The sequence below is a fragment of the Halalkalibacter flavus genome, from assembly GCF_036663575.1.
Taxonomy (GTDB): Bacteria; Bacillota; Bacilli; order Bacillales; family Bacillaceae_D; genus Halalkalibacter; species Halalkalibacter flavus.
The window spans coordinates 101,859-116,762 of record NZ_JAWRVK010000007.1 but is presented as its reverse complement, the minus strand read 5'-3'; the positions used below and the strand labels follow the sequence as shown (position 1 = coordinate 116,762).

Genomic DNA, 14,904 nt, shown 5'->3' with positions numbered 1-14,904 from the left:
TGTGAATTTAGGTAAAGATTTTTATCAACCTGTATCTTTACATTATTCATTATTCACTTAATTTTCTTCGGATTGAGCATGATATAGCCGATTACAAATTCTATATATACAAGTATTTAAAGAGAGGAGGGGGAAGAATTGAAGAAACGGTCAATATTTTTACTTATAACCTTTATTTTTACTGCTATTGTAGTCAGTTTTATTTCGTTTAAAGAAGAAAAAGAAAAAACGAACGTTGTTGTTGTTGTAAAAGAGTTAAATTCACAGTATTTTCAAATTATCAAAGCTGGTGTTGAGAAGGGATTTGAAGACTTAGGATTAGGAGGGAGTGTAATTGCTCCTATAAATGGTACTGTTGAAGAACAGGTGGAAATGTTAGAGAACGTTTTGAAAGAAAAGCCGGATATATTAATTGTCTCTCCTATCTCTCCAGATCCGATAATACCAGTATTAGACCGATTTGCTGACCAGAATATACCAGTTCTTCTTTTGGATACGGATGACCCTTGGGAAAATAAGACGGCCTACATTGGTACCGATAACTATGATTTAGGTAGAAAAGCAGGGATGTTATTAGCATCCGAACTACAGCCTGGTGATAAAGTTGCCATGATAGGAGGAGATAATCCAGTGATATCAGGTAGACGTATGAATGGTGCAAAAATTAGTTTAGAGGCGGTAGGGATCCATATTGCATCAGAAAAGACGAGTATCTCTGAATTATCCAATGATCCAATTCAAATAAAAGAAGCAATAGAAGAGATTTTACAGGATCACCCGGATTTAGCTGGGGTTATAGCCGTCAATGATATCAGTGCTATCCATGTATTGGAGACGCTAAAAGAAGATGGTTTAAACATACCGGTTATTGGAGCGGATGGAATTGTTGACATGCTTGAATTAATCGAAAAAGGCACGTTACAAGGTACTGTCGTACAAAACCCATATGATATGGGATATTTAAGTGTTCTAACAGCATTAAAAGTAACGAATGGAGATACGTTTGAAATGCATGTCGATAGTGGTGTTGATTTAATTGTTAAGGAAAATGCAAGGCGAAGGCTAGAATTTTTAAAGAAATTGCTCTCAGATTTAGGCCCTCTTTTCAGACAAAGTGATTTACATCATCAAGTGATAACCAGCTAGAACTCGTTAACATTTCTATTTTCTTTTAAAAAGGCTGTAAAGATTGTGGCTATGAAATAGTTTTCCCTCATAAGTGAAATGGAGCGCAATGGAACGAACATGTGAAGGAAAACAACAAATTATGCGAAAACAGCCTTTAAAAATTAACAAAAGAAGGGATGTCTCAAAAGGTCAATAAACTTTTGAGACATCCCCTTTTAGTTATTATTCAAAATTAAATTTACAAAAGACAAATTGGTATAAAGAACGGTTTTTAAAAGCAAACTTTTCTGAACTTACCAGGAGTCATCCCCCCCGTAGATTTAGAGAATGCTTTAATAAAATGACCTATCCCATAAAAACCACAATCCTCACTTATTTGTTCTACTGAGAGATTGGTTTGCACTAATAAATTCTTAGCCTGAATTAAACGATAATTTAGTATATATTGGTATGGACTAGTTCCCATATATTTTTTAAACGTTCGGCAAAAATGAGAAGTACTTAAGTTCGATATTTCGCTAAGCTTCTCGATCGTAATTTTAGATGAAAAATTTTCATTTATATGAGTCAGAGCTGCTTGAATTTCCGGAGGAACTTTGGCCATGTTTGCATCTCTGCTTTCAAAGGTGTTGCGTGTACTTTCTAATAAATTCCCTAACAACTCATAAATTTCTAAGGAAATGTTAAAGTCAATTTCTTGGTTTGATGCCAAGAGCGATAAAATATCAGGAATATTGTTTTTATCGGAAGGGAGTGTAAATAGACAACCTTGTCTTTGGTATATCTCGTTATATAAATCTTGTGTACCTTTTCCTGAAAAATGAATAAATTGGAACTCGGCTTCTTCTGTTACATGATAATTGTTTTTTTCTTTGCAATCTAATAGGACAATATCACCTTTTTTTGCAACAAATGATTGATCAAGATAATGAAAGTGCATCGATCCTCTTTTAATAAAAAAAATGAGAAAAGAGTCCATATAATCACGCCTAATGCTGTAAGGCGCATCTACGATATATTCCCCACCCCATAGTACATAAAAGTACAATTTTTTCGTTAATTCCGAAGGTTCATAAAAATATAATCCCTTTTTTGTCTTGAGTCCTGGTTCTACATTTGGAATGTAATAATTCATTTTTATCACCCTTAGAAATAAGTAAATTTCAAAATAATCATGTGTGCATTTAGTATATTTCATCAATAAAAGAATGTAAAACGCTATAGACAACTAAAAATAAAATAATCAAAAAGCAAGAATATACATTTTTCGAGCAAAGATTTACAGGGTAGTAAAGAGAAATATGCATTAAACTAAAGTTGTAATTGCGGATGAGCACAAGAAAATGCATCTATTGAAATCGATTACAAATCAAAGGGTGTTTTAAGGGCTTAATGAGGTTAAAAGAATGAGACCTGTAATGATTATCGCTTTTATGTGTTAAGTGTTTACATCAACAGATGAAAGTTAATTTTGGATTTTTTATGGTGTGGATATTTTCCCACAAAGAAAGGAGAAGTTTACATGCGTTTAGCTTATGATCCGTCACATTTTCGTGATAACACAAATTTAAAAGATACGATCGATGCCGTAGCTCGTCTAGGGTATGAATATGTAGAATTATCACCACGTAAAGATTTTATTTGGTTTTATGAATATCCAAAGGTAGATAAGCAGATGATCAAAGATCTTAAGAAATATTGCTCAGATGCTGGGGTGAAGATCTCTTCGGTCCTTCCTGTTCAACAATGGTCTTCTCCAAATGAGGAAGAACGTCAAGCAGCCGTGCGAAATTGGAAGCGTTGTATTGAAATCACTTCTGAATTAGGAGTCGATTTAATGAACAGTGAATTTGCTGGTGACATAAGTCGTCCGGTTGAAAGTGAAGCTGCTTTTGTGAAATCAATGTATGAACTCATGCCACTTTTTGAAAAAGAAGGCATTAGACTGAATTTACAATCGCATCCGAATGATTTCATTGAGTTGAATACAGAAGCAATTCGAATGATCCGTGCACTCGATAAAGATTGGATTAAGTTGGTCTATTCTGTTGCCCATGCGTTCTTCTATGATGATGGAATTGGCGATGTAGAGAAACACTTAGAAGAAGCAGGAGATTTATTAGATCATGTTCTCATTGCTGACACTCTTAATCATAAAGCGGCATTTGGATTACGTTATATTGTGAATCCACCTGATGCAAAAGTAACCATTCATCAGCACCTAAATCCTGGTGAAGGGGAAGTAAACTTTGATGCATTATATCGCAAGCTTAGAGAAATGAAATTTGATGGAATTGTAACAAATTCAGTCTTCGCTTATCCTGATCGACCAGAATGGTCAAATGAGCTAACGCTGAAATCCATCAAAGAGGGATTAAACATTTAAGTAAGAATGTAACTGTATAGTATGATTTTATTAGATTAATGAAATTAAATATGGAGGAACACACTCCTTTTAAGTTTTTTTGCAAATTAGCAATTTTTGCTTCAGGGGTGTGCCAAAAGGACTGTTGTTGACCTTTTGGTACACTTTTCTTTATTAGTAGAAATGAAATTGTATTTCATGTTCTCAAAATAAAGACAAAAAGCTATAGAAAAAAATTCTACATTTTTTATTCTACTAATAGAAAACGTTTTCATTAATTGTCAGGCTTTTTTGTAAAATAAAGGCTTCAGCCACTAACATAATAAATAATAATTTCGTTAATAATAATGGATATATTTGATAACGATTTCATTAACAGTTTTAGAGTTAGTTTGAAGAAGCTATTCAAAAACAATGGAATGAATTAATTTTCATATTGGGGAAAAGTTGCAAGAGATTATGACATTTGGAAATAAATAAGGGGGGAGAAGGATTATCCTTCACTTTTATGAAAAATAACAAACGATATTATATTTTATTTGTAGCCGCAGTGGCTTCTTTAGGTGGACTTCTATTTGGTTATGACACAGCAGTTATTGCAGGTGCAGAACAATCCATACAATTATATTTAGTAGACAGCTTAGGGTTAAGTTCGTTTGTTCATGGGCTTACTGTATCTAGTGCATTGATTGGGTGTATTATCGGAGCAGTCATTTCTGGGATTTTGTCCAATAGAATCGGACGACGCAATACTCTCGTCATTGCAGCTGCGTTATTTTTTCTATCGGCACTAGGCTCAGCATACCCAGAGATTTTATTCTTTACTGCAGGTGAACCTAGTCTTGCATTGTTAGTTACTTTTAATATTTATAGAATCATAGGTGGTATTGGGGTAGGTTTAGCTTCAGCCATCGCACCAATTTACATTAGTGAAATGAGTCCTCAAAATATTAGAGGGAAAATGGTTGTTTTATACAGTATGTCTGTTGTTTTTGGCCAAACGATTGTATACGTTGTCAACTGGCAAATAGCCTTAGGTAGGACCACTGAGTGGATCAATGACATTGGATGGAGATTAATGTTTGCTTCAGAATTAATCCCAGCCGCATTATTTTTCTTCCTGCTGTTATTTATTCCGGAAACGCCAAGATACTTGGCTCTTAAAAACGAATATGACAAAGCATACAACTTATTAGAAAAGATCAATGGATCTAAACAAGTAGCAAGTGAAACTTTACAACAGATCAAACAATCTTTAAACACGAAAACAGAAAAAGTCAGCTTGTTTTATTATGGAAAGTTAGTATTGATCGTAGGTATGACTTTGGCAGTATTACAACAATTTATCGGCATAAATGTTATTCTATATTATGCTCCTCGGATCTTTGAAAATCTTGGTGCTGATCAGTCAACATCGATGTTCCAAACGATTTTTGTTGGAGCTATAGGAGTTCTTGTTTCCTTCATATCTTTCAAACTCATTGATAAAAGAGGAAGAAAGTTCTTACTTCTTTTCGGTTCTGCAGGATGTGCTATTTGTTTAACTGCAGTAGCAGCACTTTTCTTTGCAGGTATTCAAGGGATTCTTACACTATTATTTATTTTAGGGTTTGTAGCTGTCTTCCAGATGACTTGGGGACCTGTTACATGGGTTATCCTCTCGGAGCTATTCCCTAATAAGATTAGAGGCCAGGCTGTTGCGATTGCTGTAACATTAGTATGGGGAGCGAATTTAGCTGCTTCTTCTACATTCCCGCCACTAAATGAAGCTTTAGGCACAGGAGTTTTCCTTATTTACGGCCTTATTAGTACGTTCGCCTTTTTCTTTGTACTGAAATTCGTTCCTGAAACGAAGAATAAATCACTTGAAGAAATTGAAGAGACTTGGCTCGCTGAAAAAAAAATTGAACTAGAAACAACAGATATGGCTCCTGATAGAAAAGCGAATTAAATTTGATTGAAATTAGATAAAAACATGTATTTTTAAATATTGTAATTGATTGAAATTTTAAAAGTTGTTTTTACAGTGGAATACTTTTTTTCAAAAGAAATGGGAAGTTTAAAAAATGCGTTTAGCTTATGATCCGTCACATTATCGTGATAACACAAATTTAAAAGATACAATCGATGCCGTAGCCAGATTAGGGTATGAATATGTAGAATTATCACCGCGTAAAGATTTTATTTGGTTTTATGAGTATCCAAAGGTAGATAAGCAGATGATCAAAGATCTTAAGAAATATTGCTCAGATGCTGGGGTGAAAATCTCTTCGGTCCTTCCTGTTCAACAATGGTCTTCTCCAAATGAGGAAGAACGTCAAGCGGCAGTGCGAAATTGGAAGCGTTGTATTGAAATCACTTCTGAATTAGGAGTCGATTTAATGAACAGTGAATTTGCTGGTGACATAAGCCGTCCGGTAGAAAGTGAAGCGGCTTTTGTGAAATCAATGTATGAATTAATGCCACTTTTTGAAAAAGAAGGCATTAGACTAAATTTACAATCGCACCCGAATGATTTTATTGAGTTGAATACAGAAGCGATTCGAATGATTCGTGCACTCGATAAAGATTGGATTAAGTTGGTCTATTCTGTTGCCCATGCTTTCTTCTATGATGATGGAATTGGCGATGTAGAGAAACACTTAGAAGAAGCAGGAGATTTATTAGATCACGTTCTCATTGCCGACACGCTAAATCATAAAGCGGCATTTGGATTACGTTACATTGTGAATCCACCTGATGCAAAAGTAACGATTCATCAGCACCTAAATCCTGGTGAAGGGGAAGTAAACTTTGACGCATTATATCGCAAGCTAAGAGAAATGAAATTTGATGGAATTGTAACCAATTCAGTCTTCGCTTATCCTGATCGTCCAGAATGGTCAAATGAGTTAACGCTGAAATCAATTAAAGAGGGATTATATATATAAGTAAGAAATATAACTGTATAGTGTGCTCCTTTAGATTACCGTAAAAGCAGCTAGAGACGAAACTCTAGCTGCTTTTAGTAGGTTACAATAAACCAAAAGTTATCCAAAAAATAATCAAAAAAGCACTAATCTACAGTTTTCGAGCAAGATTTTATAGAGTAGAAACGAAGAATATGCATTAAACTAAAGCCAGATACAAAAACAACAAGCCTTATTATCGTGAGGGGGAACAACTAATGAAATTAGCATTCAACGAAGGGACAACATGGGAAAGTGCATCTCTTCAGCAAAATCTAGAGTATTGTGAAAAACATGGTTATGATTATATTGAAATTCGTGCAATTGACCAGTTAATTGACTATTTAAAAGAAAATACATTAGATGATTTAAAAGAATATTTTGACAGCCATAAAATTAAACCGCTTTCTTTAAACGCATTATGCTTCTTTAATAATCGTACAAAAGAAGACGAAGAAAAAATCATTGAAGAATTCAAAGAATATTTAGAGATTTGTAAAAAAATAAATTGTGAATATATCGCTGTCGTTCCTTCAAATATTGATGTAACGGAAAAAGGAAAAACATTAACAGAAGAAGTTAATGCAAGTTGTGTTCGAGTATTAACACATCTATCTGATTTAGCAGAGCCTTATGGAGTCAAGATTGCATTTGAGTTTATTGGAATTCCAGAAAATACGGTAAACACTTTTGCACAAGCATATAGCATTGTAAAAGAAATTGATAGAGATAATGTTGGCCTTGTGTATGATACGTTTCAATTCACTGGAATGGGATCAAGATTTGAGGATGTAACAGAAGAAACAGCAGAAAAAATATTTATTTTCCACATTAATGATGTAGATGGTTTTCCGGTTGGACAAATGCGTGATACAGATCGTGTATGGCCAGGTCATGGTGTAATTGATTTAGAAGCTCATTTGAATAAATTGAAAGAATTAAACTACGATTTCGTAGCATCTGTTGAGTTATTCAGACCAGAATATTATCAAATGGATCCTGAAGAAGTAATTAAAAAAGCAAAAGAAACTACGTTAGAAGTATTGGAACAGTATAATTACTCACGCGCTTAGGAATAAAAAAATTTTACGAAGAAAATGAAATCGTTTTAACTTATTATTAGGAGGAATATCATTATGACTTTAAGATTTGGTGTAGTTGGAACAGGTGCAATCGGGAGAGAACATATTAATCGAATTACAAATTCATTATCTGGTGGGGAAATTGTTGCCGTAACAGATGTTAATCAAGATTCGGCGAAACAAACGGTTGAACAATACCATTTAGATGCTGTTGTATATCCAGATGATAAAACATTAATTGCAGATGAGAATGTCGATGTAGTTGTTGTAACAAGCTGGGGACCTGCTCATGAAGCAACTGTATTAGCAGCTGTTGAAGCTGGAAAATATGTATTCTGTGAAAAACCTTTAGCAACAACTGCAGAAGGATGCCTACGAATTGTTGAAGCAGAAATGAAACAAGGCAAAAAACTAGTTCAAGTTGGTTTCATGCGCCGTTATGACAGCGGTTATGTTCAATTAAAAGAAGCGATTGATAAAGGAGAAATTGGTCAGCCATTAATGGTTCGAGCTGTACACCGTAACCCAGAAGTGGGTGAGTCTTACGTGACAGAAATGGCTGTTGTAGATACATTAATTCACGAGATTGATGCATTACACTGGTTAGTGAATGATGATTATAAATCAGTACAAGTTGTATTTCCAAGAAAAACAAAATATGCACATGATAAAGTACAAGACCCACAGCTATTCACAATTGAAACAAACAGTGGAATTGTGATGAATGTCGAAGTGTTTGTAAATTGTAAGTATGGCTACGATATTCAATGTGAAGTTATTGGTGAAGACGGTGTGGCTTATTTACCAGAATTCCCAAGTGTCGTTACGCGTAAAAACGGTAAATTAAGCTCTGGCATCTTACAAGATTGGAAATATCGTTTTATGGATGCATACGATGTGGAAATCCAAGACTTTATTGATTCTGTTGTTAAAAAAGGTGAGCCTCAAGGTCCAACATCATGGGATGGCTATATCGCAGCTGTAACAGCTGACGCATGCGTGAAAGCACAGAAAACAGGTGAGAAAGAGTCTATTTCACTTCAAGTAAAACCTGCATTTTACAGTGGAAAATCTGTATGCGAAACACTTTAATTTATAAAGCTATTTAAGCTAAAAAGTATATTAGGTTAGATCGTTTGTTGGCATGAGCCCAGTATTGTACTGGGCTCATGCCTTTTAATTTTGAAGGTGTTTTTTAGAGGTCAATTATATGAATTCTAGAGTTTGTTCAAAAAGGAAAAATCACCCCTTTTTGAACAGACTCTTCTATTAAAAAGTAGATATTAAATGGTAAGATTCCGGAATTCCGTTGGAGTAAAACCGACCTTTTTATAAAAGATATTTATAAAGCCTGAGCTGCTGCTGTATCCTACTTGGTAAGCTATATCAGCTATAGCAAGCTTAGAAGTTTTTAATAGAGTTTTGGCCGTATCAATTCGGTTTTTTGTTGCAAATTCAATAGGAGCATATCCCGTTTCTAATTTAAAAATATGAGAGAAATAATAAGGACTTAAATTTACATAGCTTGCAATCTCTTTTAATGTGATCTGTCTATCTAGGTTTTCTTTAATATATTGAATCGCTTCGTCAACGGGGGATCTTTCATTCTTTTGTTTTTCGGATTTTATCGTGAGACTATTAATCATTGTATAAATCATACATGTAGAATCAGAGATGGACATTTCCTGTTCCTGATAATAAGTATAGATCATTTGATAAAGTTGTTTTCCTACCTCTATATTTCGTTTACTTTGAAAGAAAAATCCGTGCTGTTTAATAATATAGCTACATAATTCATGTGAATTCGGTCCATCAAAGTGTATATAGATAAATTCCAGTCCTTCAGTACCGTAATAATGGTGGGGTTCACGGCAGTCGATTAACAAAATATCTCCTTTTTTGGCTGTTACAGATTTATCTTGATAGTTTACATGAAGGTCTCCATTTCGAATATAAACTAATAGAAAGTAAGGGAAGTAATCACGTTTAATATTGTAGTCAGCATTACAATAATAATGGCCACAGCAGATCAAATGGTAATAATACTTTTTGATTGTTTCAGACGGTGTAAAAAAGTAATAATGGGAGCCATCTAGTACTCCGGGTTCATTAAGCAACATATTTTTACTCCTTTCACCTAGCTTTAAATTCATTATATGGTTGCGTTTTCATAAAAGCAAGAATGATGAATAGAAAAGCAATTTCATGTATTTTTGTTTCCGGTGATTATAGATATACTTATAACAGTCATAGAATATCACTGCATATTTCATAAGCTTCTTTTGAGCTGAAAAAAGCAATATTAAGATACTTAATGTGAAAGTGAGGAATTGGTATGTTGAATGGAGAGAAAAAAATTGCAAGACCTTTACGTTGGGCAATGGTAGGTGGGGGAAGACTTAGTCAAGTAGGCTATAAACACCGTACAGGAGCACTTAGAGACAATACAGCTTTTCAATTAGTAGCAGGTGCATTCGATATCGATCCTGAAAGAGGAAGAGATTTCGGCGTGAATATTGGTGTTAAGGAAGACCGCTGCTATTCAGATTATAAAACGATGTTCGCCGAGGAAAAGAAACGAGAAGGTGGAATTGAAGTTGTTTCTATCGCGACACCAAATGGTACACATTATGAAATTTGTAAGGCAGCACTAGAGGCTGATCTTCATGTCATTTGTGAGAAACCTTTATTTTTCACTACCGAAGAGGTCTTGGAGATTAAGAAGCTAGCAGAAGAAAAAGGAAAAATTGTAGGAGTAACATATGGATTCTCTGGCAATCAGATGTTACTTCAAATGAGAGCAATGATTGAAAAGGGCGATATTGGCGATATTCGTATGGTAGAGCTTCAGTATACACATGGTTTTAATGCTACAGATGAAGCAGACATATACAGTGCCGCACAAAAGTGGCGTGTTGATCCGAAGATTGCTGGTCCGAGTTTTGTCTTAGGTGATCTTTCCACACACACATATTATATGTCCCAATTGATTATGCCTAATATGAAAATTAGTAAATTGCTTTGTGACCGTCAAAGCTTTATCGAAAGCCGTGCACCACTAGAAGATAATGCCTATGTACTGATGCACTACGAAAATGGTGCAGTAGGAAGGCTGTGGACGTCATCTGTTAATGCAGGATGTATGGATGGCCATCGAATTCGCATTGTCGGTTCAAAAGCTAGTCTAGAATGGTGGGACAGCAAGCCTGGTGAGTTATCCTATGAAATCCAGGGCCAGCCAGCTCAAACGTTAATTCGCGCTATGCCTTACTTGGATGAAAGCTGCAATGCGGATGAAAGATTAGGAGCTTTGCATGTAGAAGGCCTATCTGATTCGTGGGCAAATATTTATCTCAAATTTGCTATTGCCATTGATGCTAAAAATCGTGGAGATCAAGCTACGTTAGATCATCTTGTTTATCCTGATATAAACGCAGGGCTAGAAGGAGTCCGCTGGATTGAAAATTGTGTCCGTTCAGCTGACCAAGGGTCTGTTTGGGTTGATTTTGAATATGAACAAAATACGCAGTTAGTATAATTCGTTTAAGCATTATTCAATTTTTAACGTCATTATAAACACAAGGGGGTGTTTCAAAGGTCTGTTTTTGGCCTTTTGAAGACACCCCCTTCTGTTAATGATTAAATCCTAAATGCACATGATAGATAGTTTAAAACTTATTATTACTAAACAATTTTAAAGAGGAAGGATGCTATGAATGTGAATACTCCGTTCGAAGCCTACAACAGTAGATGAAAAATATCAATGTCCGTAATTATAAAAAAGAGGGCATACACAGATAAAAAACAATAATGATCAGTTTTTGTATTCTTTAGTTTATTGAGAGCGCTTTAATAATTGTAGGAAATCAGACTTAATCTAATAGAGAAAGCCAATAAGCAGTAAGTACTGACTGAATGTAGAGGTGATGTATATGAGTATAAAAATATCAGGAGCTCCTTGTTGTTGGGGAGTAGATGACCCAAAAAACCCTTATCTTCCACCATGGGAGAGGGTACTGCAAGAAACATCTCAAGCAGGTTATAAAGGAATTGAGTTGGGGCCTTATGGTTACATCCCAATGGACATAGAGAGAGTTCAAGAGGAACTTTCTAAAAATAATTTAACCATTATAGCTGGTACAATTTTTGATGATTTGGTGTCTGAAACGAATCTCGAAAACTTATTAAAACAGGTCGATGATATTTGTTCTCTTATTACAAAACTTCCACCAGCTCCACAGGAAGAAGGTCAGAACTTCCCTACTCCGTATCTAGTAATCATCGATTGGGGACATTACGAACGAGATTACAAAGCTGGTCATCCAGATCAAGCTGAACGTTTACCTGCAGAGGATTGGAATAGGATGATGGATCATATTCGCGCTATTTCTGAGAAGGCGTGGAAGCAATATGGAGTTCGCCCTGTTATTCATCCACACGCAGGAGGCTATATTGAGTTTGAAGATGAAATTAATAAGCTTATAGAAGACATACCGTATGAAACAGCAGGCCTTTGTTTAGATACAGGGCATCTATATTATTCAAAAATGGACCCAGTACAATGGCTGCGTGACTGCGCAGATCGAATCGATTACATTCATTTTAAGGATATAGATTTACAAATGTATGAAGAAGTAATGAACGAACACATTCGCTTTTTCGAAGCTTGTGGCAAAGGTGTGATGTGTCCGATTGGACAAGGAATCATTGATTATGATTCCATCCATCAATTACTTAAGGACATAAACTACCATGGCTACATCACGATTGAGCAAGAGCGTGACCCTAGAAATGCAGATACTAGTTTACAAGATGTTAGTCAAAGTTTGTCCTATCTAAAAAGTGTTGGTTATTAAGAATCAGAGAAAAGGGAAATAGATTATGATTAATGGTGAAAAGAAAATTAAGAATCCTATCCGTTGGGCAATGGTAGGAAGAAGATTAAATATCGATTTTAAAGCCATACCCGATAAAAAAAGCGGTATGGCTATTTTTATTTATATTTGTATAAAACAAAGCTATTGTTTATCATTATCTGTATAAAAAGGATAGGAGGACGCACTTGTTAATTAAAAAGTTTAAAATGCGCACGATCATCCTTTGGCTCGTTTGTATGGTTGTTCTTCTTTCCCTATTATTTACAGATCTTTTAGTAAGCAGATCGATAAATGATAATAGTGTACGTTATGAAGAAGAAAAAGCACTTACGGTCGCAAGGATTGTCGCACAATCAGAGATTGTCCAAAGTGGATTAGTAGAAGGAAGGGCTGAAGAGATTCAGCAATATGCTAATGACGTTCGTCAATCAGCCGAGGTTCTTTTCGTTGTTGTTATGGATATGAATGGGATACGGTATTCACATCCCAATCCTGAGTTAGTTGGACATCCCTTTGAAGGTGGAGACGAAGCTCAAGTTTTTGAAAATGAGGAGTATAGTTCGATATCTGAAGGGACTCTCACAACTTCATTACGTTCATTTTCTCCTGTTATGAATGAGAGGAATGAACAAATCGGTGCTGTTGCCGTAGGGATTTCATTAGAGCACATTCAAAAAATGATTAATCAAAACCACAAAAATATAATACTTGGATCACTTGTAGGGTTATTAGTAGGACTAATTGGTGCGCTACTCATTGTTAAATACATAAAGAAAACATTATATGGCTTAGAGCCTCCTGAAATAGCGAAGATATTAGAAGAAAGAAATGCAATGCTTCATTCCGTCCATGAAGGAATCATAGCAGTGGACAAAGATGGGAGAATTACACTTGTAAATAAATCAGCTTCGAATTTGTTTCATAAGGCTGGATTGCCACCCGAACCAATAGGGATGAATGTAACGGAGTATTTGCCAATGAATGGTCTCGAGCGAGTATTAAAAACAGGAAAACAAGAGCTTGGAGAAGAAATTAAGATTAATGAGATCTCTATTTTAGTGAACCGAGTTCCACTCATTGTTGATAATAAGGTTATCGGTGCGATTTCGACACTGAGGGATAAGACAGAAGTCAATGAGCTTGCCGAACAGCTAACAGGTGTAAAGCTTTATGTAGATGCGCTAAGGGCGCAATCTCATGAGGTAAAAAATAACCTGCATGTCATCCTTGGAATGGTACGAATTGGTGCATATGAACAACTAAAGACGTTTATTCTTGAATTAGTTAATCATAAAAATCATGAAATTGGGCAAGTGACAGATATTCAAGATGCCGTATTATCGGGATTTTTGTTAGGGAAATTGAGTTATGCTAGGGAATGTGGAGTTAAGCTTTCAGTAAAAAGTGAAAATGTTATTCCGAAACCAAAATCGGCTGATGTTAACCATGAGATCATCACGATTTTAGGTAATTTAATTAATAATTCAATTGAAGCAGTGGAAGATTGCACTTTTAAAAGAGTTGACGTCGTTCTATCGCTAAAGGAATCAAAGTTAAAGCTGGAAGTGAAGGACACTGGTCCAGGGATTAAGACGGAGGATTTAGAGGATATTTTTGAAAAAGGGTTTTCAACAAAAGGAGAAGAGCGTGGCTATGGTCTAGCTCTTGTAAAAGCAAGTATTGATGATCTTAATGGTAATATAACTATTGATACATTTACTGGTTTCGGGACAACCATTTCCGTTGAGATTCCATATGAAACAGGGGAGAATTCTATTGATTAAAGTATTAATTTTAGATGATGATCCAATGGTAGCTGAATTTAATAAACGGTACTTACAAGAAGTTGAAGGTTTTGAGTTAGTAGACATAGCTAAATCTTATAATGAAGCGTTGGAAGTAATCAATCATAAAGAAGTAGATTTACTGTTGTTGGATATTTATATGGCTGGGAAAAATGGTTTAGAATTGCTTCAACAGATTCGAAAAAAAGACAAATGGAAGATCGATGTGATTCTTGTGACAGCAGCTGATGATGTGGACTCGATCCAGACGGCTTTACGGTACGGAGCGGTAGATTACATTATAAAGCCTTTTGAATTTGAACGATTTAATCAAGCGTTAACGACCTATAGAGAAAAGAATCATTTGCTAACAAAGCAAAATTCTCTGAAACAGGAAGAACTAGATCGAAAAATTTTTCATCAAAATGAGAAGAAGCAGATGTCGTTACCAAAGGGGTTAACCTCCAATACTTTGCAAGTCATTGTGAACGCGATACTGGAAAAGGAAGCCGAACCGTTTTCCACTGATGAAATTGCCGAACAAGTACAAGTATCGCGTGTCTCTGTCAGAAAGTATATAAAATACTTGAAGGAAATTGGTGTACTTGGAGAGAGGATGACGTACGGGGCGATTGGAAGGCCAGTCTATTTATATGTAAACAAAGATTTAACGAAATCAACATTTCAGAATCTATTTTAAGCAGCCATTGGCTGCTTTTT

The 14,904-nt window shown here is 35.3% G+C and carries 13 protein-coding genes; 11 read left to right on the top strand and 2 right to left on the bottom strand.

What is annotated here, in order from left to right; translation table 11 throughout:
* Positions 1–138 precede the first annotated feature (138 nt).
* On the top strand, positions 139–1,146 hold the full coding sequence (locus SAY88_RS06895) for a sugar ABC transporter substrate-binding protein (protein ID WP_332630460.1): 1,008 nt from the start codon (positions 139–141) through the stop codon (positions 1,144–1,146).
* Positions 1,147–1,399: 253 nt separating this feature from the next.
* On the opposite strand, the gene SAY88_RS06890 is transcribed toward SAY88_RS06895, so the two are convergent.
* Positions 1,400–2,263 carry an AraC family transcriptional regulator gene (locus SAY88_RS06890; protein ID WP_332630459.1) on the bottom strand — a complete coding sequence of 288 codons (864 nt, stop codon included), beginning with the start codon at positions 2,261–2,263 and terminating at the stop codon, positions 1,400–1,402.
* A gap of 387 nt (positions 2,264–2,650) precedes the next feature.
* Between SAY88_RS06890 and SAY88_RS06885 the strand changes: the two genes are divergently transcribed.
* The 5 genes from SAY88_RS06885 (at position 2,651) to iolG (ending at position 8,615) form a co-directional block, all read left to right on the top strand.
* Entirely contained in the window at positions 2,651–3,514 is an 864-nt protein-coding gene (locus SAY88_RS06885; protein ID WP_332630457.1) for a sugar phosphate isomerase/epimerase family protein, read from the top strand.
* A gap of 445 nt (positions 3,515–3,959) precedes the next feature.
* Entirely contained in the window at positions 3,960–5,444 is a 1,485-nt protein-coding gene (locus SAY88_RS06880; RefSeq protein WP_332630455.1) for a sugar porter family MFS transporter, read from the top strand.
* Between the two features lie 115 nt (positions 5,445–5,559).
* Positions 5,560–6,423: a sugar phosphate isomerase/epimerase family protein gene (locus SAY88_RS06875; RefSeq protein ID WP_332630454.1), complete on the top strand. Its 864-nt coding sequence runs from the start codon at positions 5,560–5,562 to the stop codon at positions 6,421–6,423.
* A 236-nt stretch (positions 6,424–6,659) separates the two neighbouring features.
* On the top strand, positions 6,660–7,514 hold the full coding sequence (locus SAY88_RS06870; RefSeq protein WP_332630453.1) for a sugar phosphate isomerase/epimerase family protein: 855 nt from the start codon (positions 6,660–6,662) through the stop codon (positions 7,512–7,514).
* A gap of 63 nt (positions 7,515–7,577) precedes the next feature.
* Positions 7,578–8,615, top strand: coding sequence for a bifunctional inositol 2-dehydrogenase/D-chiro-inositol 1-dehydrogenase (gene iolG / locus SAY88_RS06865; protein WP_332630451.1), 1,038 nt, complete (start codon positions 7,578–7,580; stop codon positions 8,613–8,615).
* 191 nt (positions 8,616–8,806) lie between these two features.
* Here the strand turns inward: iolG and SAY88_RS06860 are convergent, their stop codons facing one another.
* Positions 8,807–9,643, bottom strand: a complete 837-nt coding sequence (locus SAY88_RS06860; RefSeq protein ID WP_332630449.1) for a helix-turn-helix domain-containing protein — start codon at positions 9,641–9,643, stop codon at positions 8,807–8,809.
* A 215-nt stretch (positions 9,644–9,858) separates the two neighbouring features.
* Between SAY88_RS06860 and SAY88_RS06855 the strand changes: the two genes are divergently transcribed.
* From SAY88_RS06855 to SAY88_RS06835, 5 genes are all read left to right on the top strand, one after another.
* A complete protein-coding gene (locus tag SAY88_RS06855; RefSeq protein ID WP_332630447.1) occupies positions 9,859–11,061 on the top strand; it encodes a Gfo/Idh/MocA family protein in 1,203 nt (400 codons plus the stop codon).
* Between the two features lie 394 nt (positions 11,062–11,455).
* Positions 11,456–12,379, top strand: coding sequence for a sugar phosphate isomerase/epimerase family protein (locus SAY88_RS06850; RefSeq protein ID WP_332630445.1), 924 nt, complete (start codon positions 11,456–11,458; stop codon positions 12,377–12,379).
* A 25-nt stretch (positions 12,380–12,404) separates the two neighbouring features.
* On the top strand, positions 12,405–12,566 hold the full coding sequence (locus tag SAY88_RS06845; protein ID WP_332630444.1) for a hypothetical protein: 162 nt from the start codon (positions 12,405–12,407) through the stop codon (positions 12,564–12,566).
* Positions 12,567–12,585: 19 nt separating this feature from the next.
* Complete coding sequence (gene dcuS, locus SAY88_RS06840) at positions 12,586–14,184, top strand: DcuS/MalK family sensor histidine kinase (RefSeq protein ID WP_332630442.1); 1,599 nt, start codon at positions 12,586–12,588, stop codon at positions 14,182–14,184.
* A complete protein-coding gene (locus tag SAY88_RS06835) occupies positions 14,177–14,884 on the top strand; it encodes a response regulator (protein ID WP_332630440.1) in 708 nt (235 codons plus the stop codon). The genes dcuS and SAY88_RS06835 overlap by 8 nt, the downstream gene beginning before the upstream one ends.
* Positions 14,885–14,904: the final 20 nt, after the last annotated feature.